The organism is Acidobacteriota bacterium (assembly GCA_039683095.1).
Taxonomy (GTDB): domain Bacteria; phylum Acidobacteriota; class Aminicenantia; order Aminicenantales; family Saccharicenantaceae; genus RBG-16-66-30.
This window is the reverse complement of sequence record JBDKSB010000012.1, coordinates 840,487-860,902: the sequence shown is the minus strand read 5'-3', so window position 1 is coordinate 860,902 and position 20,416 is coordinate 840,487. Positions and strand designations below refer to the sequence as shown.

16 protein-coding genes and 2 tRNA genes are annotated in these 20,416 nt (G+C 66.0%); 15 read left to right on the top strand and 3 right to left on the bottom strand.

From position 1 onward, the window contains the following. Window positions 1-14 precede the first annotated feature (14 nt). From ABFD52_11550 to ABFD52_11535, 4 genes are all read left to right on the top strand, one after another. A complete protein-coding gene (locus ABFD52_11550) occupies window positions 15-812 on the top strand; it encodes a hypothetical protein (GenBank protein ID MEN6561400.1) in 798 nt (265 codons plus the stop codon). A 115-nt stretch (window positions 813-927) separates the two neighbouring features. Next, window positions 928-1,002, top strand: a tRNA-Gly gene (locus tag ABFD52_11545). 27 nt (window positions 1,003-1,029) lie between these two features. Then, a tRNA-Cys gene (locus tag ABFD52_11540) sits at window positions 1,030-1,105 on the top strand. Between the two features lie 98 nt (window positions 1,106-1,203). Continuing rightward, window positions 1,204-1,794, top strand: a complete 591-nt coding sequence (locus ABFD52_11535) for a Yip1 family protein (protein MEN6561399.1) — start codon at window positions 1,204-1,206, stop codon at window positions 1,792-1,794. Here the strand turns inward: ABFD52_11535 and pyrF are convergent. The 3 genes from pyrF to ABFD52_11520 are packed head-to-tail and all read right to left on the bottom strand — an operon-like array spanning window position 1,779 to window position 4,234. Next, entirely contained in the window at window positions 1,779-2,504 is a 726-nt protein-coding gene (gene pyrF, locus ABFD52_11530; protein MEN6561398.1) for an orotidine-5'-phosphate decarboxylase, read from the bottom strand. The genes ABFD52_11535 and pyrF overlap by 16 nt on opposite strands. A gap of 21 nt (window positions 2,505-2,525) precedes the next feature. Beyond that, on the bottom strand, window positions 2,526-3,458 hold the full coding sequence (locus tag ABFD52_11525; GenBank protein ID MEN6561397.1) for a dihydroorotate dehydrogenase: 933 nt from the start codon (window positions 3,456-3,458) through the stop codon (window positions 2,526-2,528). After that, on the bottom strand, window positions 3,449-4,234 hold the full coding sequence (locus tag ABFD52_11520; protein MEN6561396.1) for a dihydroorotate dehydrogenase electron transfer subunit: 786 nt from the start codon (window positions 4,232-4,234) through the stop codon (window positions 3,449-3,451). Before ABFD52_11520 ends, ABFD52_11525 begins: the two co-directional genes overlap by 10 nt. 122 nt (window positions 4,235-4,356) lie before the next feature. On the opposite strand from ABFD52_11520, the gene ABFD52_11515 reads away from it, so the two are divergent. From ABFD52_11515 to ABFD52_11465, 11 genes are all read left to right on the top strand, one after another. Next, complete coding sequence (locus ABFD52_11515) at window positions 4,357-5,739, top strand: hypothetical protein (protein ID MEN6561395.1); 1,383 nt, start codon at window positions 4,357-4,359, stop codon at window positions 5,737-5,739. An 80-nt stretch (window positions 5,740-5,819) separates the two neighbouring features. Further along, a complete protein-coding gene (locus ABFD52_11510; GenBank protein MEN6561394.1) occupies window positions 5,820-7,016 on the top strand; it encodes a pyridoxal phosphate-dependent aminotransferase in 1,197 nt (398 codons plus the stop codon). A gap of 13 nt (window positions 7,017-7,029) precedes the next feature. Then, window positions 7,030-7,521: a rhodanese-like domain-containing protein gene (locus ABFD52_11505; GenBank protein MEN6561393.1), complete on the top strand. Its 492-nt coding sequence runs from the start codon at window positions 7,030-7,032 to the stop codon at window positions 7,519-7,521. Next, window positions 7,508-7,951, top strand: a complete 444-nt coding sequence (locus ABFD52_11500; protein MEN6561392.1) for a MauE/DoxX family redox-associated membrane protein — start codon at window positions 7,508-7,510, stop codon at window positions 7,949-7,951. The genes ABFD52_11505 and ABFD52_11500 overlap by 14 nt, the downstream gene beginning before the upstream one ends. Before the next feature lie 137 nt (window positions 7,952-8,088). Then, window positions 8,089-10,890, top strand: coding sequence for a pyruvate, phosphate dikinase (gene ppdK, locus ABFD52_11495; GenBank protein ID MEN6561391.1), 2,802 nt, complete (start codon window positions 8,089-8,091; stop codon window positions 10,888-10,890). A 187-nt stretch (window positions 10,891-11,077) separates the two neighbouring features. Next, window positions 11,078-13,045 (top strand): ATP-dependent zinc metalloprotease FtsH, encoded by a 1,968-nt coding sequence (ftsH, locus tag ABFD52_11490; protein ID MEN6561390.1) that lies wholly within the window; start codon window positions 11,078-11,080, stop codon window positions 13,043-13,045. A gap of 86 nt (window positions 13,046-13,131) precedes the next feature. After that, the gene (locus ABFD52_11485) at window positions 13,132-13,710 is read left to right on the top strand and encodes a TetR/AcrR family transcriptional regulator (GenBank protein ID MEN6561389.1); all 579 of its coding nucleotides are present in this window, start codon (window positions 13,132-13,134) and stop codon (window positions 13,708-13,710) included. Window positions 13,711-13,775: 65 nt separating this feature from the next. Next, a complete protein-coding gene (locus tag ABFD52_11480; protein ID MEN6561388.1) occupies window positions 13,776-14,816 on the top strand; it encodes an efflux RND transporter periplasmic adaptor subunit in 1,041 nt (346 codons plus the stop codon). Between the two features lie 21 nt (window positions 14,817-14,837). Beyond that, window positions 14,838-17,945, top strand: a complete 3,108-nt coding sequence (locus tag ABFD52_11475; protein MEN6561387.1) for an efflux RND transporter permease subunit — start codon at window positions 14,838-14,840, stop codon at window positions 17,943-17,945. Further along, a complete protein-coding gene (locus ABFD52_11470; GenBank protein MEN6561386.1) occupies window positions 17,942-19,294 on the top strand; it encodes a TolC family protein in 1,353 nt (450 codons plus the stop codon). The genes ABFD52_11475 and ABFD52_11470 overlap by 4 nt, the downstream gene beginning before the upstream one ends. A 96-nt stretch (window positions 19,295-19,390) precedes the next feature. Further along, complete coding sequence (locus ABFD52_11465) at window positions 19,391-20,386, top strand: histone deacetylase (GenBank protein MEN6561385.1); 996 nt, start codon at window positions 19,391-19,393, stop codon at window positions 20,384-20,386. Window positions 20,387-20,416: the final 30 nt, after the last annotated feature.

The window sequence follows — 20,416 nt, the reverse complement described above, 5'->3', positions numbered from 1 at the left end:
CAAGAGGTGAGACCATGAGCAGAAAATCGGCGGTCTACGTTGGCATCGCCCTCGTCGGTCTGGCTCTCATCGTCCCGGGCCGGCCTTTCGCCCAGGACACGCAGGAGACGATGATCCAGAAGCCGAAGATCTTCGAAGAGAACTACCAGCTGATCAACGAGTCCGACCTCAACTGCTCGTTCTATATGTACGAGGCCGGCAAGCTCCTGCCCGACATCCGGATCATCGGGGCGGAGCGGATGAACGAGAAGAGCATCTTCGAGGACGGCGACGTCATCTACCTGGACAAGGGCGCGGCCGACGGGCTGGAGATCGGCCAGCTCTTCCTGACGGTCGGGCCGCGGGCCAAGGTGGGCAAGCTCGGGACGGTCATGGAGCGCCACGGCCGGGCCCGCGTCGTCCGGCTCGAGGACCGCATGGCCACGGCCAAGGTCGAGAAGGGTTGCGGCCGGATCCTAATAGGCGACTATCTCATTCCCTTCGAGGAAGAGGCCGGCCAGATCGGCCGGGACCTCGGCTACCGCGACATGGACCCCAACGCCAGCAAGCGGGGCCGCGTCATCTACATCGAGAACGACTTCCACATCTCCGGCACGGGCCAATGGGCCCTGGTCGACCTGGGCCGCCAGCACTGTGTCCAGATCGGCGACCAGCTCAACGTCTTCCACCAGGCCAAGCCCAATCTGCCCAGGGAGGCCTTCGCCAGCGCCATCATCATCGACGTCCGCGGCGCGACCTCGACCATCAAGATTCTCGGGGCCCGCGACGCCGTCGACATCGGCGCCGAGGTCCAGATCAGCACCGCTCATTGACCTTGTTTTCCAGGGGGGCATGGACCTTCGATCCGCGCCCCCCTTCTTTCGGTTGACAGCCTCCGGCGATTCTGCTAGTTTAAGGCCTGCTGTCCCTCGGAAGAGGGGTGAGCGGGCGGGCGTAGTTCAGTGGTAGAACGTCTGCTTGCCATGCAGAAGGTCGTGGGTTCAAGTCCCATCGCCCGCTCCAACGATCCGCTCGATCAATGAAGAACCTGGCGCGGTACCCAAGTGGCTAAGGGAGAGGTCTGCAAAACCTCTATCCGTCGGTTCGAGTCCGACCCGCGCCTCCACTCTTTCTTCTCTTTCTTCCCGCCGCCCCCGCAGCGGCCGCGTTGACACTCCCCCGGCCCTGGTTTATCATTGGGCCACCTTAAGGCAGGAGGGTGACATGGATATCATCCAGAGGGTCCAGTCCATTCTTCTGAAACCACGGGAGGAATGGGTCAGGATCAAGGCTGAGCCGGCCACCCCGGCCGGCCTGTTCCCGTCCTACATCATGGTCCTGGCCGCCATCCCGCCGGCTTTCCAGTTCCTCGGCAACGTGCTCGTGGGCAAGCGCTTGCCTCTCGTCGGGGTCTTCCGCTGGCCGATCGGCCGGGCCCTCGGCTACGCCGTCGTCTCCTATGTCCTGGCGCTCGTCACGGTCTATCTGTTCGCCCTGATCATCGACGAGCTGGCCCCGACCTTCTCCTCGCCCAAGAACATGACCGCCGCCCTGAAGCTGGCCGCCTACAGCATGACGCCCGGCTGGGTGGCCGGGGTCCTGTTCATCGTCCCCGGCCTGTGGGCCCTGGGCCTCGTGGCCAGCCTGTACGGCCTGTACCTGCTCTACCTGGGATTCGAGACGCCGATGATGGAGACGCCCAAGGACAAGATCCCGGGCTACATGATCGTGAGCGTCCTCGTGGTCCTGGCCTTGTCGATCGTCTTCAACCTGATCGTCAAGGGGATCTTCGCGGTCCGCTACGGCCGGCTCTGATCTAGCTCCTCGACGATCCGGAGGAAGGCCTCGTTCGGCGAGGGCGCCCCGGTGATGGGCCGCCCGATGACGAGATAATCCGCTCCCCTGGCCACGGCGTCGGCCGGGGTCATGATCCTCTTCTGGTCCTGGGCGGCCGCCCAGACGGGCCGGATGCCCGGCGTGACGATGACCAAGTCGCGCCCGTACTCCCGGCGCAGGACCTCGATCTCCTGGGGGGAACAGACGACGCCGTCCAGGCCCGAGGCCTTGGCCAGTCCGGCCAGGCGCACGACCTGGGAGGCCACATCGGCCCCCTGCCCGACCTCCTCCAGATCCGCGCCCTTGAGGCTGGTCAGGACCGTGACCCCGAGGAGAAGGGGCTTGGGGCCCTTGGCCGCTTCGGCCGCGGCCCGGGCCGTTTCGGCCGCCCTGGCCATCATCTCCCGGCCGCCCGAGGCGTGGAGGGTCATCATCTGGACGCCGTGCTTCAGGGCCGAACGGACGGCCCCGGACACGGTGTTGGGGATGTCGTGCAGCTTGAGGTCGAGGAAGATGTCCTTGCGCAGGACCTTGAGCTTGCGGAACAGGGCCGGCCCCTCGGCGGTGAACAGCTCCAGCCCGACCTTGAAGGTCCGGGCGTCCCGGAGGCGCCCGACCAGGGCGCTGCCCTCTTCCCTGGTCTGGACGTCGAGGGCGATGATGATGCGGTCCGCGTTGGAGAGGGCCATAAGGGCGTCCTTTCTTCGGGCTTACGGAACGGCCAGCGTCCCGACCAGGTCGCGGACGGCCGCGACGCCGTGGGCCTCGCACCAGCTCACGATCTCGCCGATGATCCGCGCGGCGGCGTCCGGATCGACGAAGCTCGCCGTCCCGACCTCGACGGCGGCCGCCCCGGCGACGAGGAACTCCAGGGCGTCCGCGCCGGTCATGATGCCGCCCAGGCCGATGACCGGCACCGTGAGCCGCGACGCGACCTGGTGGACCATGCGCAGGGCGATGGGCTTGATGGCCGGCCCGCTCAGCCCGCCGTAGACGTTGCCGAGCCTGGGCCGGCGCGTCTCGAGGTCGATGGCCATGGCCAGGAACGTGTTGACCAGGGCCACCGCGTCCGTCCCGGCCTCCGCGGCCGCCTGGGCGATCTCGATGATCGAGGTGACGTTGGGCGAAAGCTTGGTGATGAGGGGGCGCCGGCTCACCGACTTGACCAGCTTCACGAGCTCGAAGGTCGGCTCCGGGGCGAGGGCCGGGCAGGCCCCTTCCTTCTTGACGTTGGGGCAGGAGATGTTCAGCTCGTAGGCGGCGATGCCTTCTTGCGCGTCCAGGAACTCGACGACCGCGGCGTACTCGTCGTCGTCCGCGCCGCAGACGTTGACGATGACGGCCGTGTCGATCGCCCTCAGCCTGGGCAGGACCTTGGCGGCGAAGGCCTCGACGCCGACGCCCTGGAGGCCGATGGCGTTGATGAGGCCGCTCGGCGTCTCGACCAGGCGCGGCGGGGGGTTGCCCTCCCGGGGATGATAGTAGAGCCCCTTGACGACGATGCCGCCGAGCTTGGCCAGGTCCAGGTAGGGCTCGAACTCGAGGCCGTAGCCGAACGTGCCGCTGGCCGTCAGGACGGGATTGCGGAGCCGGAGGAAGCCCAGGTCCGCGGTCAGGTCGACCGGCCTTGTCGTCACGGCCATAGGATGCGCTCCCCGGGGAAGACCGGGCCTTCCTCGCAGATCTTGACCCAGCCGTCGCCGCTCTCGTTCCGGATCCGCTGGACGCAGCCCCAGCAGGCGCCGATGCCGCAGCCCATGATCGACTCGAGCGAAAACTCGGCCGGGACGGCGTGCCGGGCCGTGATGCCGGCCAGGGCCTTCATCATCCGGTCCGGGCCGCAGGCGTAGACCTTGGCGGGCCTGGACTTGATCAGCTCCTGGTCGACGAGCGCGGTCACGAAGCCGGCGAAGCCGAAGCTGCCGTCGTCGGTCGAGCATCGGACCTCGATCCCGGCCCGCTCGAACCGGTCCCGGATGGGTATCTCGTCCCGCGTCCGCCCGCCGTAGAAGACGATCGGCCGGGCCCCGGCCCGGGCCAGCTCGCGGGCCAGGAAGTAGAGCGGGGCGATGCCCCGGCCGCCGCCGACGAGATAGGCCGTCTTCCCTTCGGCCGGGGCCGGCATCGTGAACCCCTTTCCGAGCGCGCCGATGACGTCGAGGCGGTCGCCCGGGGCCTTGCGCGACAGGGCCTCGGTGCCCCGGCCGACGATGCTGAAGAAGAGATCGAAGCCGCCGGCGTCCGCGTCGTGGATGCCGAGCGGCCGGCGGAGCAGGGGGGCCGTCCCGTCGGAAACCTTGACCATGACGAACTGGCCCGGCCGGGCGTCCTTCCCCACGGCCGGAGCGTCGATCCCGAACCGGAAGAAACTCCCCCAGCTCTGGACCTCGCGGAGGCGGGCGTCTCTCTCGATCGTCATGGGCTTTCCGGAGCTCTTTCCGCCCGGTAAAATATCAGAAGTGGTCCCGGCTTGGCAATCGGAATGTTCCCCGCCCGCCGGGCTTGACGAGGAACGAAGGAAAATCATATAAACTGGGGACGATGAGAACCATTTGGGCCCCCTGGCCGGCCGTCGTTTTCCTGCTTGGCCTGGCCTGGCCGGCCGCGGCCCAGGACTCCCATTATTGGACCCATCAATACGGCTCGCGGGCGACCCTGCTCGGCGGGGCGGTCATCGGCAGCGTCCTCGACCTGTCCGGGACCTACTACAATCCGGGCGGCATGAGCCTCCTGGAGAAGCCGCAGACCCTCATGGCCGCCAAGGTCTTTCAGTATCCGCGGGTGACCCTGGTCGGGGCAGGGGCGGCGAGCGTGTCCCAATATACGTTCAATCCGGGCCCCGCGCCCTCGCTCCTGGCCGGCACCATCCGCATCCGCGGCCTGCGGAAGCACTGGTTCGGCTACTCCTACCTGACCCGGCAATCGGTCAAGCTCGGGGTTTCGACCTCGGCAACGGGCTTCCGGGACGTCCTCCCGGACATCCCCGGCCCGGAGGATTATGTCTCCCAGTTCCGGCTCGACGAGAAGGTGTCCGAGAGCTGGTTCGGCCTGACCTGGTCCTACAAGATATCGCCTCACATCGGCGTCGGCGTCACCCAGTACATCGCCTACCGCAACCAGCGGGCCATGACCCAGGAGCTGGTCGAGGCGCTGAGCCCGGACAAGCGCCTGGCCATGGCCGTCGGGGCCCGGCAGTACCGGTATATCCATTTCCGGGCCCTGTGGAAGATCGGCCTGGCCGCCGACTTCAGGAGGCTCACGCTGGGGCTGACCCTGACTACGCCCAGCGCGGCCATCGGCGGGCAGGGCGCGACCGGCGTCAATTCGAGCGTGGCCGGCCTGGACCTCGACGGCGACGGCGCCGCCGACGATTTCCTGGCCGCCGCTTATCGCGACCGCCTGCCGGCGGTCTACCGGACGCCCCTGTCCGTCGCGGCCGGGATGACCTTCAAGATCCAGAAGGTCCGGGCTTATTGGAGCATGGAGTGGTTCGCCCGCGTCCGGCCGTACGCCGTCATCGACTCGCCCGAGTTCGTCTCTCAGACGACCGGCGAGACGTTCTCGACCGATGTCACCCAGGAGCTCGGGGCCGTGCTGAACTGGGGCACGGGCATGGAGTGGTTCTATTCCGCCCGCTTCAAGGGCTATGCCAGCTTCACGACCGACGCCTCGGCCAAGAAGCCCGGGACCTCGTCCAACCTCTCGCTGACCGACTGGGACATCCATCACATCGTCACGGGAGGCGAATTCGCGTTCAAAGGATACTCGTTCACGGTGGGCTTGGGCGTCTCGTTCGGCGGACGGCAGATCGGCGGGCGGCCCGACATCATCGCCCGGGAGGGGCTCGACGGGATGTGGGACCCGTTCGGCCAACTGAAGTTCCGCTACACGGCCTATAAGCTGATCGTCGCGTTCGCGATCTAGCCGGACCGTTGAGTTGGTGCGGCGAATTCCATATAATGAAGCTTAATATTCCGGGCCCGGACCCCCAGGAGGATTCATCCATGAACGTGTCGAAGCGCGGCCGCGAGATCCAGGCGTCCCCGATCCGGAAGCTGAAACCCTATGCCGACGCGGCCAAGGCCAAAGGCATCAAGGTCTTCCACCTCAACATCGGCGACCCCGACATTCCCATGCCGGGGCCGGTCCTGGAGACCTTCCATCGCTGGGACCAACCCGTCCTGGCCTACGGGCCGGCCCAGGGCTTCCTCGAGCTGCGGCAGGCCGTCACCGGCTATTTCGCGAACTACGGCATCCCGCTGGAGGCGGACGACGTCCTCATCACCTGCGGCGGATCGGAGGCCATCCACTTCACCTTCTCCGTCATCGGCGACGTCGGCGACGAGATCATCATCCCCGAGCCGTACTATACGAACTACAACGGCTACGCGGCCTTCGCCGGCCTCCGGATCGTCCCGCTGCCCCTGTCGGTCGAGAACGGCTTCCGCCTGCCTGCGGTCGAGGCCATCGAGGCCCGCATCACCCCGCGGACCAGGGCCATCCTCCTCTGCTCGCCGAACAACCCGACCGGCACCGTCTACACGCCCGAGGAGCTCGACCGCGTCGTCGCCCTGGTCAGGAAGCACGACCTCTTCCTCGTCGGCGACGAGGTCTACAAGGAGTTCATCTACGACGGCCTCCGGCACAAGAGCATCCTCGAGTACGAGGACATCAGGGACCGGGCCATCGTCGTCGACAGCATCTCCAAGCGCTTCTCCTGCTGCGGCGCCCGGATCGGCATGATCATCACCCGCAACAAGGACATCTATGCGGGCGCCCTCAAGTTCGCCCAGGCCCGGCTCTGCCCTCCCTCGATCGAGCAGATGGCCGCCCTGGCCGCCTACAACATGCCCATGAGCTATTTCGCCGGGATCCGGGCCGAGTACGACCGCCGGCGCAACGTCCTTTACGACGGGCTCAAGGATATCCCCGGCGTCGTCATCCGCAAGCCGGAAGGGGCCTTCTACGTCATCATCCGCCTGCCGGTCAAGGACGTCGAGCATTTCGCCGTCTGGCTGCTCTCGGACTTTTCGCTCGACGGGAAGACGGTCATGATCGCCCCGGCGCCCGGCTTCTACTCGACACCGAGCCAGGGCACGGACGAGGCCCGCCTGGCCTACGTCATCAACGAGCCCGAGCTCCGCGAGGCCGTCCGCGTCTTCAAGGCGGCCCTCGAGAAGTACAGGGCGGTCCACGGCTGAGACGGAGGTCCACTTGAGCGAGGCCCGGCGGACGCTGCGGCAGGCCGCGGTCCTGGTCGGGTTGAGCGTCGCCGTCGCGGCGGCCGTCCATATCCCCCTCATCGGCCGCTTCGCCCGGGGGGAGTTCCGGGAGTCGTTCTTCCCGGCCGCCGAATATCCCGGCATCCGGATGGTCACCCTGGCCGAGGCCGAGGAGCTCTGGCGGACCGGGCAGGCCGTCATCCTGGACGCCCGGGCCGCCGGCTTCTTCGAACGGGGCCATGTCCCGGGGGCCCGGAACCTGCCGGCGGCCGGGGCGAAGGGCGCCCTTCCGGCCGGCATCCTCGAGATCCCACGGGACCGGACGTGTCTCGTCTACTGCGAGGGCGGCGACTGCCGATCGAGCCTGAGCCTGGCCAGGCGCCTGCATGACGCGGGCTTCCGCGACATCCGCGTCTTCGGCGGCGGCTGGGAGGAATGGACCGGGGCCGGGCTGCCGGAGGAGAAGAGCGGTGGTCAGGAATAGGACCGTCCTTCTCGTCTTCCGGATCGTCCTCGGCGCCCTGTTCGTCTGCGCCGGCGCCGCCAAGGCCCTTGAGCCGCTCGCCTTCGCCCAGAACATCCGGAATTATCAGCTCGTGGGTCAATCCCTCTCCTTCGCCGCTGCTCTCATCCTGCCCTGGCTGGAGATCCTGGCCGGGGCGTTCCTTGCCGCGGGGGCCTGGAAGCGCGGCGCGGCCCTCGTCATCTCGGCCCTCCTCGTCTTTTTCATCGCCCTGACGGTCGTGACCATGGCCCGCGGCCTCGACGTCGATTGCGGCTGCTTCGGGGCCGTCGAGCGCAAGGCCGGCCTGGGCGTCATCGTCGAAGACCTGGGGATGCTCTATCTCGGGCTGTGCCTGCTGTTCGAAAAGGCGAAGGGGCGGGTCTTGATAAAGAGCGATTCCAGGGGATAATAGAGGCGGGGGGACGGTCCGTCCGGGGAGGCCCGCGGCGGATGATTCCAGGGGCTGCCAAGGGGGGAGGCGCGGTTGAATTCGGGTCTGAATGCGTGTATATTTTCATGAATACTCTGTATATCAGGAGATGACCTATGGCTAAGAAGTTTGTGTATTTCTTCGGCGGCGGCGCCGCCGAAGGCAACATGGCGATGAAGGACATCCTCGGCGGCAAGGGCGCCAACCTGGCCGAGATGGCCGGGATCGGCCTGCCCGTCCCGCCCGGATTCACGATCTCGACCGAGGTCTGCGCGCTCTACTACAAGAACCGGAAGCGCATCCCCGAAGCGCTCCGCGCCGAGGTCGAAAAGAACCTGAAAAAGCTCGAGAAGACCGTCGGCCAGTCCTTCGGCGATCCCAAGAGCCCGCTCCTCGTGTCGGTCCGCTCCGGGGCCCGGGCCTCCATGCCGGGGATGATGGACACCATCCTCAACCTCGGTCTCAGCGACAAGACGGCGGCCGCCCTGGTGGCCAGGACCGGCAACGAGCGCTTCGTCTACGATTCCTATCGCCGCTTCGTCCAGATGTACGGCGACGTCGTCCTCGGCCTCAAGCCCGTCCACAAGGACGACATCGATCCCTTCGAGGCCATCATCGAGGCCAAGAAGCACGAGCGCGGCATCCGGAGCGACACCGAGCTGACGGCCGCCGATCTCAAGGACCTGGTGGCCCGGTTCAAGGCGGCCATCAAGGACAAGACCGGCCAGGAATTCCCCGAGGACCCGAAGAAGCAGCTCTGGGGCGCGATCGGGGCCGTCTTCGGCTCCTGGATGAACGAACGGGCCATCGCCTACCGCAAGATGTACGACATACCCGAGGCCTGGGGCACGGCCGTCAACGTCCAGCTCATGGTCTTCGGCAACATGGGCAGCGACTCCGGCACCGGGGTCGCCTTCACCCGCGACGCCGCCACCGGCGAGAACGTCTTCTACGGCGAGTACCTCATGAACGCTCAGGGCGAGGACGTCGTGGCCGGCATCCGGACGCCCAAGCCCATCTCCGAACTGAAGAGCGACGATCCCAGGGCCTACGCCCAGCTCGAGAAGATCCGCCACATCCTCGAGAAGCACTACGGCGACATGATGGACATCGAGTTCACCATCCAGCAGGGCAGGCTCTATATGCTCCAGTGCCGCGTCGGCAAGCGCACGGCCTTCGCCGCCATCCGGATCGCCGTCGACATGGTCGGCGAGAAGCTCATCAGCGAGAAGGAAGCCCTGTCGCGGATCGAGCCGGACCAGCTCAACCAGCTCCTCCGGCCCGTCTTCGACCCGGCCGAGAAGGCCGCGGCCGTCAAGGCCGGCAAGCTCCTGACCAAGGGGCTGAACGCCGGCCCGGGCGCGGCCACCGGCCGCGTCGTCTTCAACTCCGTCGACGCCGAAGCCTGGGCCGGGCGCGGCGAAAAGGTCGTCCTGACCCGCATCGAGACCTCGCCCGAGGACATCAAGGGCATGAACGCGGCCGAGGGCATCCTGACCGCCCGCGGCGGCATGACCTCCCATGCCGCCCTGGTCGCCCGGCAGATGGGCCGCGTCTGCGTCGCCGGCTGCGGCGATCTGGTCATCGACTACGGCGCCCACACCATGACCGTCCGCGGCCGGACGGTCAAGGAAGGCGACTGGATCTCGATCGACGGCACGACCGGCGAGGTCCTCGAGGGCAAGCTCCAGACCAAGCCCTCCGAGGTCCTCCAGGTGCTAATCGAGAAGACGCTCGACCCGAGCAAGGCCCCGGTTTACCAGACCTTCGCCAAGGTCATGGCCTGGGCCGACAAGTTCCGGACCCTCAAGATCCGGACCAACGCCGACCAGCCCGACCAGTCAGCCAACGCGGTCGCCTTCGGGGCCGAGGGCATCGGCCTCTGCCGGACCGAGCACATGTTCTTCGGCGCCGGCAAGATCGGCCCGATGCGCGAGATGATCCTGGCCGACACCGTCGAGCAGCGCAAGGCCGCCCTGGCCAAGCTGCTGCCCCTTCAGCGCCGGGATTTCGCCGGCATCTTCGAGGTCATGGCCGGCCGGCCGGTGACCATCCGGACGATCGATCCGCCCCTCCACGAGTTCCTGCCCCACGAGGAGAAGGAGCAGCGCGAGGTCGCGGCCCAGATGGGCATCACCTTCGAGAAGGTCAAGGAGCGCGTCGACTCCCTCCATGAGTTCAATCCCATGCTCGGCTTCCGCGGCTGCCGCCTGGGCATCATCTATCCCGAGATCACCGAGATGCAGGCCCGGGCCATCTTCGAGGCCGCCGCGGCCACGAAGAAGAAGGGCATCCCCGTGCTGCCAGAGGTCATGATCCCGCTCGTCGGCAACGTCCTGGAGCTCCGGAACCAGGAGAAGCTCGTCCGGGCCACGGCCGAAGCGGTCATGAAGGAACAGGGGACCAGGTTCGACTACCTCGTCGGGACGATGATCGAGATCCCGCGCGGCGCCATCACCGCCGACGAGATCGCCGCCGTGGCCGAGTTCTTCAGCTTCGGCACGAACGACCTGACCCAGACGACGCTCGGCGTCAGCCGCGACGACGCCGGCCGCTTCCTCCGCCCCTACGTCGACATGGGCATCTACGCCAAGGACCCGTTCGAGGTCCTCGACCGCGACGGCGTCGGCCAGCTCATGCGCATGGCCGCGGCCAAGGGCCGGGCGACCCGGCCGGGCATCAAGCTCGGCATCTGCGGCGAGCACGGCGGCGAGCCCTCGTCGGTCGAGTTCTGCCACCTGATCGGCCTGAATTACGTCAGCTGCTCGCCTTTCCGGGTGCCCATCGCCCGGCTGGCGGCGGCCCGGGCGGCCATCCTCAACGCCCCCAAGGCGGCGGCGAAGCCGGCCGCAAAGAAGGCCGCGAAGCCGTCCAGGGCGAAAGCGGCCAAGGCGAAGAAGCCGGCCCGCAAGCGCTGATCGATCTCGCGAACACCCAGGGGCTGTCCCTCATCCGGGGGACAGCCCCTTTTTTTGTTCTTCTCAAGGCGGGCCGGGCCCCCTTGCCAATTTCGGGCTGACCGGCTATGCTTTCTTCGACAAGCCGCCCGGGGGGGGGGACGCGCCTGCCCGGGCCAGGGTCCGACGGATCGGAAGAGGAGAAACCATGGCGACGGACAACGGCGAAAAAGAAGTCCTGAAAGCGGGAGACGGCAAGGACCGCAAGGAGCCGGGCCTCAAGAAGCACGATCCGCTCTTCAAGCCCCTGGACAGGAAACAGTTCAATTTCTCCCTCTGGTATTTCCTGCTGATGCTGATCGCGCTCTTCGTCATCAACACCATCCTCCTTAAGCCCCGGATCGAGTCCATCGACTACAGCGACTTCAAGGCCAGGATCCAGGCCGGCGAGATCAACCGGGTCGAGCTCGGCGATAAGTACGTGACCGGCTTCTCCATGACCCGGGCCCAGCTCGAGGCCTACGACAAGTCCCGGCCAGGCGCGAAGAGCCCGGCCCCGGAGCCGAAGACCTACCGGGCCGTGCGCACGGCCGACCCGGACCTCATCGCGCTCATGGACAAGAAGGGCCTCGAGTACTATGCCGTCGCCCCCCAGAGCACTTCCTGGCTGGGCGCGATCCTGTCCTGGGTCCTGCCGATCGTCCTGATGGTCGCCTTCTGGAACTACCTGAGCAGGAAGATCGGCCAGCCCGGCCAGGGCGTTATGTCCTTCGGCGCGAACCGGGCCAAGCTCGTGGCCGAGGGCGACACGGGGGTGACGTTCCAGGACGTCGCCGGCGTCGATGAAGCCAAGGCCGAGCTCGTCGAGGTGGTCGATTTCCTCAGGAACCCGAAGAAGTACGAGGCCGTCGGCGGCACGATCCCCAAGGGCGTTCTCCTCGTCGGGCCGCCGGGCACCGGCAAAACCCTGCTGGCCCGGGCAGTCGCCGGCGAAGCCAGGGTGCCGTTCTTCCGGATCAGCGGGGCCGAGTTCGTGGAGATGTTCGTCGGCGTCGGCGCGGCCCGGGTCCGGGACCTGTTCAAGCAGGCCCGCGAGAAGGCTCCCTGCCTCGTCTTCATCGACGAGCTCGACGCCATCGGCAAGAGCCGGGGCTTCACCCTGGGCGGCAACGACGAGCGGGAGCAGACCCTGAACCAGCTCTTGGTCGAGATGGACGGCTTCGACGCCCGGGCCGGCGTCATCATCCTGGCCGCCACCAACCGGCCGGAGATCCTCGACCCGGCCCTTCTCCGGCCGGGCCGGTTCGACCGCCAGGTCCTCGTCGACCGGCCCGACCTGAAGGGGCGCGTCGACATCCTGAAGGTCCATGCCCGGAAGGTGACGCTCGATCCCTCCGTCGACCTCGAGACGGTGGCCCGGGGCACGCCGGGATTCACCGGGGCCGACCTGGCCAATATCGTCAACGAGGCGGCGCTCCTGGCCGTCCGCGGCGGCCGGGACAGGGTCCTGCCCAAGGACTTCGACGACGCCATCGAGCGGGTGGTCGCCGGCCTGGAGAAGAAGAACCGCCTGCTCAACCCCCGCGAGCGGACCATCGTCGCCTACCACGAGACCGGTCACGCCGTCGTGGCGGCCTTCACGAAGGGGGCCGACCCCGTCCACAAGATCTCCATCATCCCCCGGGGCATCGGGGCCCTCGGGTACACGATCCAGCTCCCGACGGAGGACCGGTTCCTCCTGACGGAGGACGAGCTGCTGGGCAAGATCGACGTCCTGCTCGGCGGCCGGGCCTCGGAGCAGGTTTTCTTCAACGAGATCTCGACCGGGGCCTCCAACGACATCACCCGGGCGACCGACATCGCCCGGAAGATGATCACCGATTACGGCATGAGCGGCAAGTTCGCCAACGTTGTCCTGCCCTCGCAGAGGAGCCCGCTGTTCATGCCCGAGGAGTCCGTCCCCAGCCAGCGCGAATATTCCGATTCGACGCAGCAGTACGTCGACGAGGAGATCACGCGCGTCATAGCCCAGCGCTATGACCGGGCGGTGAAGTTCCTCGGGGAGAAGCGGGCGACCGTCGACCGGATCGCCAGGAGGCTGCTCGAGGTCGAGACGATCGACGAGGCCGAGTTCAAGAAACTGCTGGGCGAAGCGGCTCCGGCGGCCCCGGCCTGAGACGGGCGCCACCGTTGCCCACGGACTTGACAAGCGGGCTCTCCCCCTGTAGAATCTCGACTACAAAACGATTATGGTCCAATAGTATGAAAACATCGGCGAAAGACGATCCTGTTCGGGCGGATATCGTCAGGGCGGCGGAAACCGTCTTCCGGCGGTGGGGGCTTTCCAAGACGACCATGGAGGACATCGCCCGCGAGGCCGGCAAAGGCAAAAGCACCCTCTATTATTATTTCCAGAGCAAGGATGACATCCTCGAGGCCATGGCCCAATATGAGCTTGATCGGATCATCGGCCTGGCCCGGGAGATGATCGCCGGGAAGAAAACGGCCAAAGAGCAGCTGTTGGCCTACGTCCTGACGATCTTCCAGGAGATCCGGGAGCTCATGACCCCTCTCAACTTCGAGCGCGACTTAGCATCCGTCCGGGCCGTCATCGACCGCGTCGGGGACAAGTTCATCGTCCTGAACGAAAAGGTCGTCGAGCCCATCCTCCGTTCAGGTCTCGAGAGAGGGGAGTTCCGGAGCATCCAAATGGAGGATCTCAAGATCACCACGCAGGCCATCGGCGGGGTTATCAAGAGCCTGGCGTTCAACCTGTTCTTCGACAGCCGCGATAAGAGCCTGATCGATCCGATCATCCGGCTGATGTCCGAGGGACTTTAATAATTTTTTTTGCCGATATTCGACTAATATACGAAAACCGTTCAGCCGTTCAATAAGGAGAGCCCATGAATGCCAGGAACGCTTGCTCGATAGGATTCGCTATCCTGATCCTTTTTTCCGCCTGCCGCTCGCCGCACGAAGCGGCATCCGCCCCCGCCCCGGCCAAGGTCGTCGTCCGCAAGGCCGCGCCGGCCGAGGCCGGCCGGGAATTCGCCTACAGCGGAACGATCATGGAGTCGGAAAGCATGCCCCAGAGCTTCGCCGTGACCGGCACCGTGACCCGGGTCCACGTCAACGAAGGGGACTTCGTCGCCAGGGGGGCGGTCCTGGCCGAGATCGACGACGCGACGTACCGGCAGGGCCTGGAGATGACCAAGGCGGCCGAGAAGCAGGCCGAGGACGCCTTCGAGCGCCTGTCCAGGATGTACAAGAACGGGAACATCCCCGAGATCAAATATGTCGAGGTCGAGACCGGCCTCCGGAAGGCCAGGGCGGCCGCGTCGATCGCCGAGAAGAGCGTGGCCGACTGCCGCCTGCGGGCCAGCGCCTCGGGCTATGTCGCCAAGCGGTCGATCGAACCCGGCCAGGTGGTCATGCCCAGCCTGGATTCGATAACCATCGTCCGGATAGACAAGGTCTATGCCCGCGTTCCTGTCCCTGAGAACGACGTGGCCCTGCTCCACAAGGGCGACCGGGCCGTGATCCGGATCGGGGCCCTGGGGCGGAAGGAGTTCGAAGGCCGGATAGAGGACATCGGCGTCATGGCCGACCCCCTGGCCCATTCCTACAAGATACGGATCGCCGTGGCCAATCCCGACCGGATCATCAAGCCCGGCATGGTCTGCATGGCCTCGATCAAGGGTCTGGATATGGGCTCCGGGCTGGTCCTTCCCAACCAGGCCGTCCTGGTCGATGAGACCGGCCGCAACTATGTTTATTGCCTCGACCAGGCCGGTGCGCGGGCTTCCGTCCGCTATATCAAGCTGGGCGAACTGCTCCAGAACGGGATAAGGGTGACCGACGGACTCAAAGAAGGCGACCTGGTCGTCGTCTCCGGCCAGCACAAGCTTGTCGACGGGGCGGCCGTCCGGGTCGTCGAGAGATAATCCCGCGAAGAGGGGACCGCCATGGCCGAAAAAAAGCGTCAACTGATAGATTTCCTGCTGCGTTATCAACAGCCGATAGTGATACTGGTACTCATCCTTGTCACCGCCGGCATCATCGCCCTGGTCAAGATGCCAAGGGACGAATACCCCGAATTCAAGATCAGGCAGGGGGTGATCGTCGGGGTCTATCCCGGGGCCTCCTCGGAACAGGTCGAATCCGAGATCACCGCCAAGGTCGAGAAATATCTCTTCCAGTACAACTCGGTCAAACGCTCCAAGACCTATTCGATCTCCAGAGAGAACGTCATGATCATCTACGTCGAGGTCGCGGAGAAGGAGAAGGACCCCGACGGCTTCTGGGTCAAGCTCCGCCACGGCCTGAACGAGCTGAAGGCCGGTCTTCCCTCGGGGCTCATGTCGCTTACGGCCGACAACGATTTCGGGAACACCTCGGCCCTGCTCCTCTCTGTCCGCTCCGACGGCAAGACCTACCGCGAGCTCGAGGACTGCATCAAGATGTTCGAGGACGAGGTCCGGCGGGTCCCTTCCGTCTCCAGGGTCAAGCGCTACGGGGAACAGAAGGAAGAGATCAACGTCTACCTCGACAACGCCAAGCTGGCCCGCTACGGCATACGGCCGCTGACCCTGGCCGCGGCCATCGTCCCCCAGAGCACGACCGGCTACTCCGGCGAGCTCGATGACGGGAAGTTGGTCCGGCCCGTGCATATACCGGCCAACTACAAGTCCGAGAACGATCTGGCCGAGCAGATCGTCTATTCCGATCCCATGGGGACGGTCGTCCGTCTCAAGGACGTGGCCCGCGTGGTCCGGGAATATGAGGAGCCCCAGTCCTACGTCCGGGTGGACGGCAAGAAATGCCTGGTCGTCTCTCTGGAGATGCTGAGCGGCAACAACATCGTCGAATTCGGCCGGGATGTCGGCCGGGTCATCGCCGATTTCCAGAAGACCCTGCCGCCCGACGTCAAGATCGACGTCATATCCAACATACCCGACGCGGTGTCCAAGTCCATCGGCGGCTTCCTGAGGGAGTTCCTCATCGCCGTTCTGTCGGTCATCGCCGTGACCCTCATCCTGCTGCCCGGCCGGGTGGCCCTGGCCGCGGCGGCCACCATCCCGGTCACCATCCTCTCGAGCCTGGGCCTGCTGTGGGCCTTCGGCCTGGACCTCCAGACCGTGTCCCTGGCCACGCTCATCGTGGTCCTGGGGCTGGTCGTCGACGACCCCATAGTCATAATCGACAATTACGTCGAGAAGCTCGACCAAGGCTTCGACCGCCGCCGGGCGGCCACCCTGAGCGTCAAGGAGCTCTTCCCCTCGGTCTTCGCGGCCACCATCATCATCATCAGCTGCTTCCTGCCCTTCAGTTCATTCCTGAAAGGGATGGCCGGGGATTTCGTCCGCTCCATGCCGCCGACGGTCATCACAACCTTGACGGCGTCGCTGCTGGCCGCCTCGCTCCTGACCCCTCTCATGTGCTTCCATTTCATCAAGCAGGGGGTCAAGCACGGCCAGGCCGGCAAGAGAACGGCTTTCCTGGAAGGCCTGCAGAAGCGCTACGACCGCCTGGTGGAGGCCGTGTTCCACAAGAAGGCCCTGATCATCGCCATAGGCGTTCTGTCCTTCGCAGTCGGCCTGATCATCCTGGCCAAATCTCCGAGCCAGCCCTTTCCCAAGATAGAGAGGAACCAGTTCGCGGTCGAGGTCACCCTCTCGACCGGGAGCTCCCTCGGGGCCACCGACGCCGTGATGAAGGACCTGGAGGGCCGGCTCATGAAGGACCCCCGGGTCAAGGTGGTTACCTCCTTCGTCGGGACGAGCTCGCCTCGCTTCCACACCCTTTATGCCCCCCGCTTCCCATCGCGCGACATAGGCCAGCTCGTGGTCCTGACCGATTCCAACAAGTCAACCATGATGATCCTCGATGAATACAGCCGGAAATTCGCAGAGAGCTATCCGGGGGCCGAGGTCAAATGGAAACAGTTGGATATGGCCTACTTCACCGAGCCAATTGAAGTACGCATCTGCGGCGAGGACATTCGCGAACTGAAGGCTACCGCCGGTAAGGTAGAAGCGATACTCAGGGCGGCCAGGGGAGTGACCCTGGTCCGCACCGACTTCAGGCAGCCGGTCCAGAGCGTGGAGGTCGATATCCACAAGGATGAGGCCAACCGGCTGGGTTATCCCAACGCCATGCTCAACTACTCGCTCATGACCGGGACCAAGGGTCTGCCGGTGGCCAGGGTCTGGGAGGGCGATTACCCGCTCCAGGTCCGGCTGAAATTCGAGGGCCTGGACCACGCCGGTCCGGCCGACCTCGAGGACCTCTACATCACCTCGCCCCTTCTCGGCTCGGCCGTGCCGCTCCGCCAGCTGGCCGACCTCCGGCCGGGCTGGACCGACGGCGATATAGTTCGGCGCAACGGGGTGCGGACCCTGACCGTTATGGCCGGGGTCGACAGGAAGGTCTTCGCCTCGGAGGTCATTAAGAAGGCCAAGCCGCTCATCGACGGGCTGAAGCTCCCCGCTGGGCTGAGGATCGAATACGGAGGCGAATATGCGGCCGGCATCGAGTATTTCACGCCGTTCTTCTATTCCCTGGCCGTGACCGTCGTCCTCATCTTCCTCATCCTGATGTTCGAGTTCCGGAGCGTCAAGAAATCGCTCCTGATCATGATCATCATGCCCCTGACGCTTTTCGGGGCCGCCTTCGGCATCATGATCTCCGGCTATCCGTTCAGCATCACGGCCTTCGTCGGGATCATCGCCCTGTTCGGCATCGTTGTCAGGAACGGCATCATCTACGTCCAATACGCCGACGAGCTGCGCCGGACGCAGGGCTGCACGCCCGAGGAGGCGGCCATCGCCGCCGGCAAGCGCCGGATGCGGCCGATCTTCCTGACGGCCATGGCCGCGGCGGTCGGCGTCGTGCCGATGGTCCTCAGCGGCTCGTCCCTGTGGGGACCGCTGGGTTCGGTCATCTGCTTCGGCCTGCTCTTCGGCCTGGTCCTGTCGCTCCTCATCCTGCCGGTCCTTTACTATCTGCTTCATAAGAACGAACGCCGAACGCCGCCCGCGCAGGGATCCTCGGCGGAAGGGGAAGTCGCATGAAGAACATGAAGACGATGTGCGCCGCGAGCGTCATCCTGATGCTGTCCGCCGGCTTCCTGCGGGCCGGCCAGAAGCTGACGCTCGCCGAAAGCAAGGCGCTGGCCGTCCGGAACAACGTCGAGATGAAGAACGGCCAGCTCGAGACCGAGGCCGCCCGGCAGGACAGGAAGGCGGCCTTCACCAAGTATTTCCCGACCGTCAGCGCCTCGGGCACGGCGCTGGAGGCCGAAGATCCCCTGATGGAGATCAGGACCGAAGGCGGGAACCTCCCTGTCTACGACGGCAATCCCGCCAACCTGCCCGGCGCCACCCAGTTCGCCTATCTCCCCGGCTCGACCATGGGCCTGCTGGGCTCCCTGAAGACGGGCCTGATCACGGTAGTCCAGCCGGTCTTCGCCGGCGGCCGCATCGTCAACGGCAACCGCCTGGCCGCCCTGGGCGTCGAAGCCAGCGAGGACAGGGCCCGGCTGGCCCGCAACGAGGTCCTGCGGTCGACCGAGGAGCAATACTGGCAGATCGTCTCCCTGGCCGAGAAGGCGAAGACCCTGGCGAGCTACGAGACGCTCCTTCGCCGCCTCCTGGCCCAGGTCGAGGACGCCTGGAACGCCGGCCTGGTCATGAAGAACGACGTCCTCAAGGTCAAGCTCGAATTGTCCGGCGTCCTGCTCAACGAGTCCAAGGTCGAGAACGGCCGGTCCCTGGCGGCCATGGCCTTCTGCCGCTATCTCGGGATCGAGTACGATCCGGCCCTCGAGCTCTCCGACGCCCTTGTCATCGATGGGCCGCCGGATCGCTGCCGGGTCGACCACAAGGCCGCCCTGGAAGGCCGGCCCGAATACAAGCTCCTCCAGGCCTCCGTCCGGTCCGAGGTCCTGAAGACCCGCATGACCCGCGGCGAGTACCTGCCCCAGCTCGGGGTCGGCGTCGCCGGGCTGTACATGAAAATGGACGACGCGAAGGGCCGGACGGACGGCCTCGTCTTCGGGACCCTGTCCGTGCCGCTCTCCGGCTGGTGGGAGGGATCCTACGCGCTGGGCCGGCAGAAGGCCCGCGAGGAGATCGCCCGCAACACCCTGCGCGACAGCGAGGCGATGCTCCTGCTCCAGATGGAGAAGGCCTGGAAGGACCTGACCGACGCGGACCGGGAGCTGGCCCTGTGCCGGGAGTCAGAGGCCCAGGCGGACGAGAACCTGAAAGTCAACCAGGACGGCTACGACAACGGGCTTATCACCGTGTCCGACCTCCTCGAGGCCCAGGCCCTGCGGCAACAGGCCCGGGACCGGCTGACGGAGGCCATGGCCGCCTACCGGATCAAGCTCGTTCAATATCTGCAAGTCACCGGCCGGTAGGGAAGGAGCGGGGTACCTCCCATTCCTCCTATTGAACCGCCCTTCCCTCCGGCCGGGCTTTTTTCTCGGCGGGTTTTCTGGTATCGTGAGGTCCCCATGGGCGATCTTCTCGACCTCTTCAAGGTGCTGATCGGCAAGCGCTTCCCCTTCCAGCTCGTCTTCAGCAACGAGTACTGGATGGTCGAAGGCGGCAAGCACGTCTTCCCCCTTCAAAAGTACCGGCTGGTCTACGAGAACCTCCTGGCCATGGGCGCCAAGCGGGAGAACTTCCTCCGTCCCCGCCCGGCCGCGGAAGAGGACATCCTGCTCGTGCACAACCCGCGCTACTTCAAGCGGGTCAGGACGGGCGGCCTGAGCGCCGCAGAGCTCAAGGCCCTGGAGATCCGGTACTCTCCCGAGATCGTCCGCTTCGCCCTCCTGGCCGTCGGCGGGACGATCCTCGCGGCCCGCAAGGCCCTCGAATCGGGCCTGGCGGTGCACATCGGCGGCGGCTTTCATCACGCCTTCCCCGACCACGGCGAGGGCTTCTGCCTGCTCAACGACGTCGCCGTGGCCGCCCGCAGGGTCGTCGTCGACGGGCTGGCCGAACGGGTCATGATCGTCGACTGCGACCTTCACCAGGGCAACGGCACGGCCGCGGCCCTGGCCGGCCATTCCGAGATCTTCACGTTTTCCATACATCAGATGGATATCTATCCCCACGAAAAGCCGCTCAGCACGCTGGACGTCGGCCTCTGGGCCGGCGACGGCGACGCCAAGTACCTGGCCGGGCTGCGGACCCATATCCCCAAGATCTACAGGGAGTTCCGGCCCAACCTGATCATTTACCTGGCCGGGGCTGACCCTTATGAGAAGGACCAGCTGGGGGGCCTGGCCGTGACCAAGCCGGGGTTAAAAGAGAGGGACAAGCTGGTCATCGAGAACGCCCGGCGATTGGGCATCCCCGTCGCGGTGGTCCTGGCCGGCGGCTATGCCCTGGAGATCAAGGACACCGTCGATATCCACCTGAACACGGTCCGCATCGCCCAGCGCATCCAGCGGATCTACCCCGAGCCGCCGTCCCCCCTGGCGGCCGTGCGCCGGCCGGTCTGAATCCGGCCGGCCGCGGGCCTTCTTTCGCCC

Bases quoted from the DNA above. Each gene is read 5' to 3' on its own strand.
- ABFD52_11550 (MEN6561400.1), top strand. From the start codon at position 15: ATGAGCAGAAAATCGGCGGTCTACGTTGGCATCGCCCTCGTCGGTCTG.
- ABFD52_11535 (MEN6561399.1), top strand. From the start codon at position 1,204: ATGGATATCATCCAGAGGGTCCAGTCCATTCTTCTGAAACCACGGGAG.
- pyrF (MEN6561398.1), bottom strand. From the start codon at position 2,504: ATGGCCCTCTCCAACGCGGACCGCATCATCATCGCCCTCGACGTCCAG.
- ABFD52_11525 (MEN6561397.1), bottom strand. From the start codon at position 3,458: ATGGCCGTGACGACAAGGCCGGTCGACCTGACCGCGGACCTGGGCTTC.
- ABFD52_11520 (MEN6561396.1), bottom strand. From the start codon at position 4,234: ATGACGATCGAGAGAGACGCCCGCCTCCGCGAGGTCCAGAGCTGGGGG.
- ABFD52_11515 (MEN6561395.1), top strand. From the start codon at position 4,357: ATGAGAACCATTTGGGCCCCCTGGCCGGCCGTCGTTTTCCTGCTTGGC.
- ABFD52_11510 (MEN6561394.1), top strand. From the start codon at position 5,820: ATGAACGTGTCGAAGCGCGGCCGCGAGATCCAGGCGTCCCCGATCCGG.
- ppdK (MEN6561391.1), top strand. From the start codon at position 8,089: ATGGCTAAGAAGTTTGTGTATTTCTTCGGCGGCGGCGCCGCCGAAGGC.
- ftsH (MEN6561390.1), top strand. From the start codon at position 11,078: ATGGCGACGGACAACGGCGAAAAAGAAGTCCTGAAAGCGGGAGACGGC.
- ABFD52_11485 (MEN6561389.1), top strand. From the start codon at position 13,132: ATGAAAACATCGGCGAAAGACGATCCTGTTCGGGCGGATATCGTCAGG.
- ABFD52_11480 (MEN6561388.1), top strand. From the start codon at position 13,776: ATGAATGCCAGGAACGCTTGCTCGATAGGATTCGCTATCCTGATCCTT.
- ABFD52_11475 (MEN6561387.1), top strand. From the start codon at position 14,838: ATGGCCGAAAAAAAGCGTCAACTGATAGATTTCCTGCTGCGTTATCAA.
- ABFD52_11470 (MEN6561386.1), top strand. From the start codon at position 17,942: ATGAAGAACATGAAGACGATGTGCGCCGCGAGCGTCATCCTGATGCTG.
- ABFD52_11465 (MEN6561385.1), top strand. From the start codon at position 19,391: ATGGGCGATCTTCTCGACCTCTTCAAGGTGCTGATCGGCAAGCGCTTC.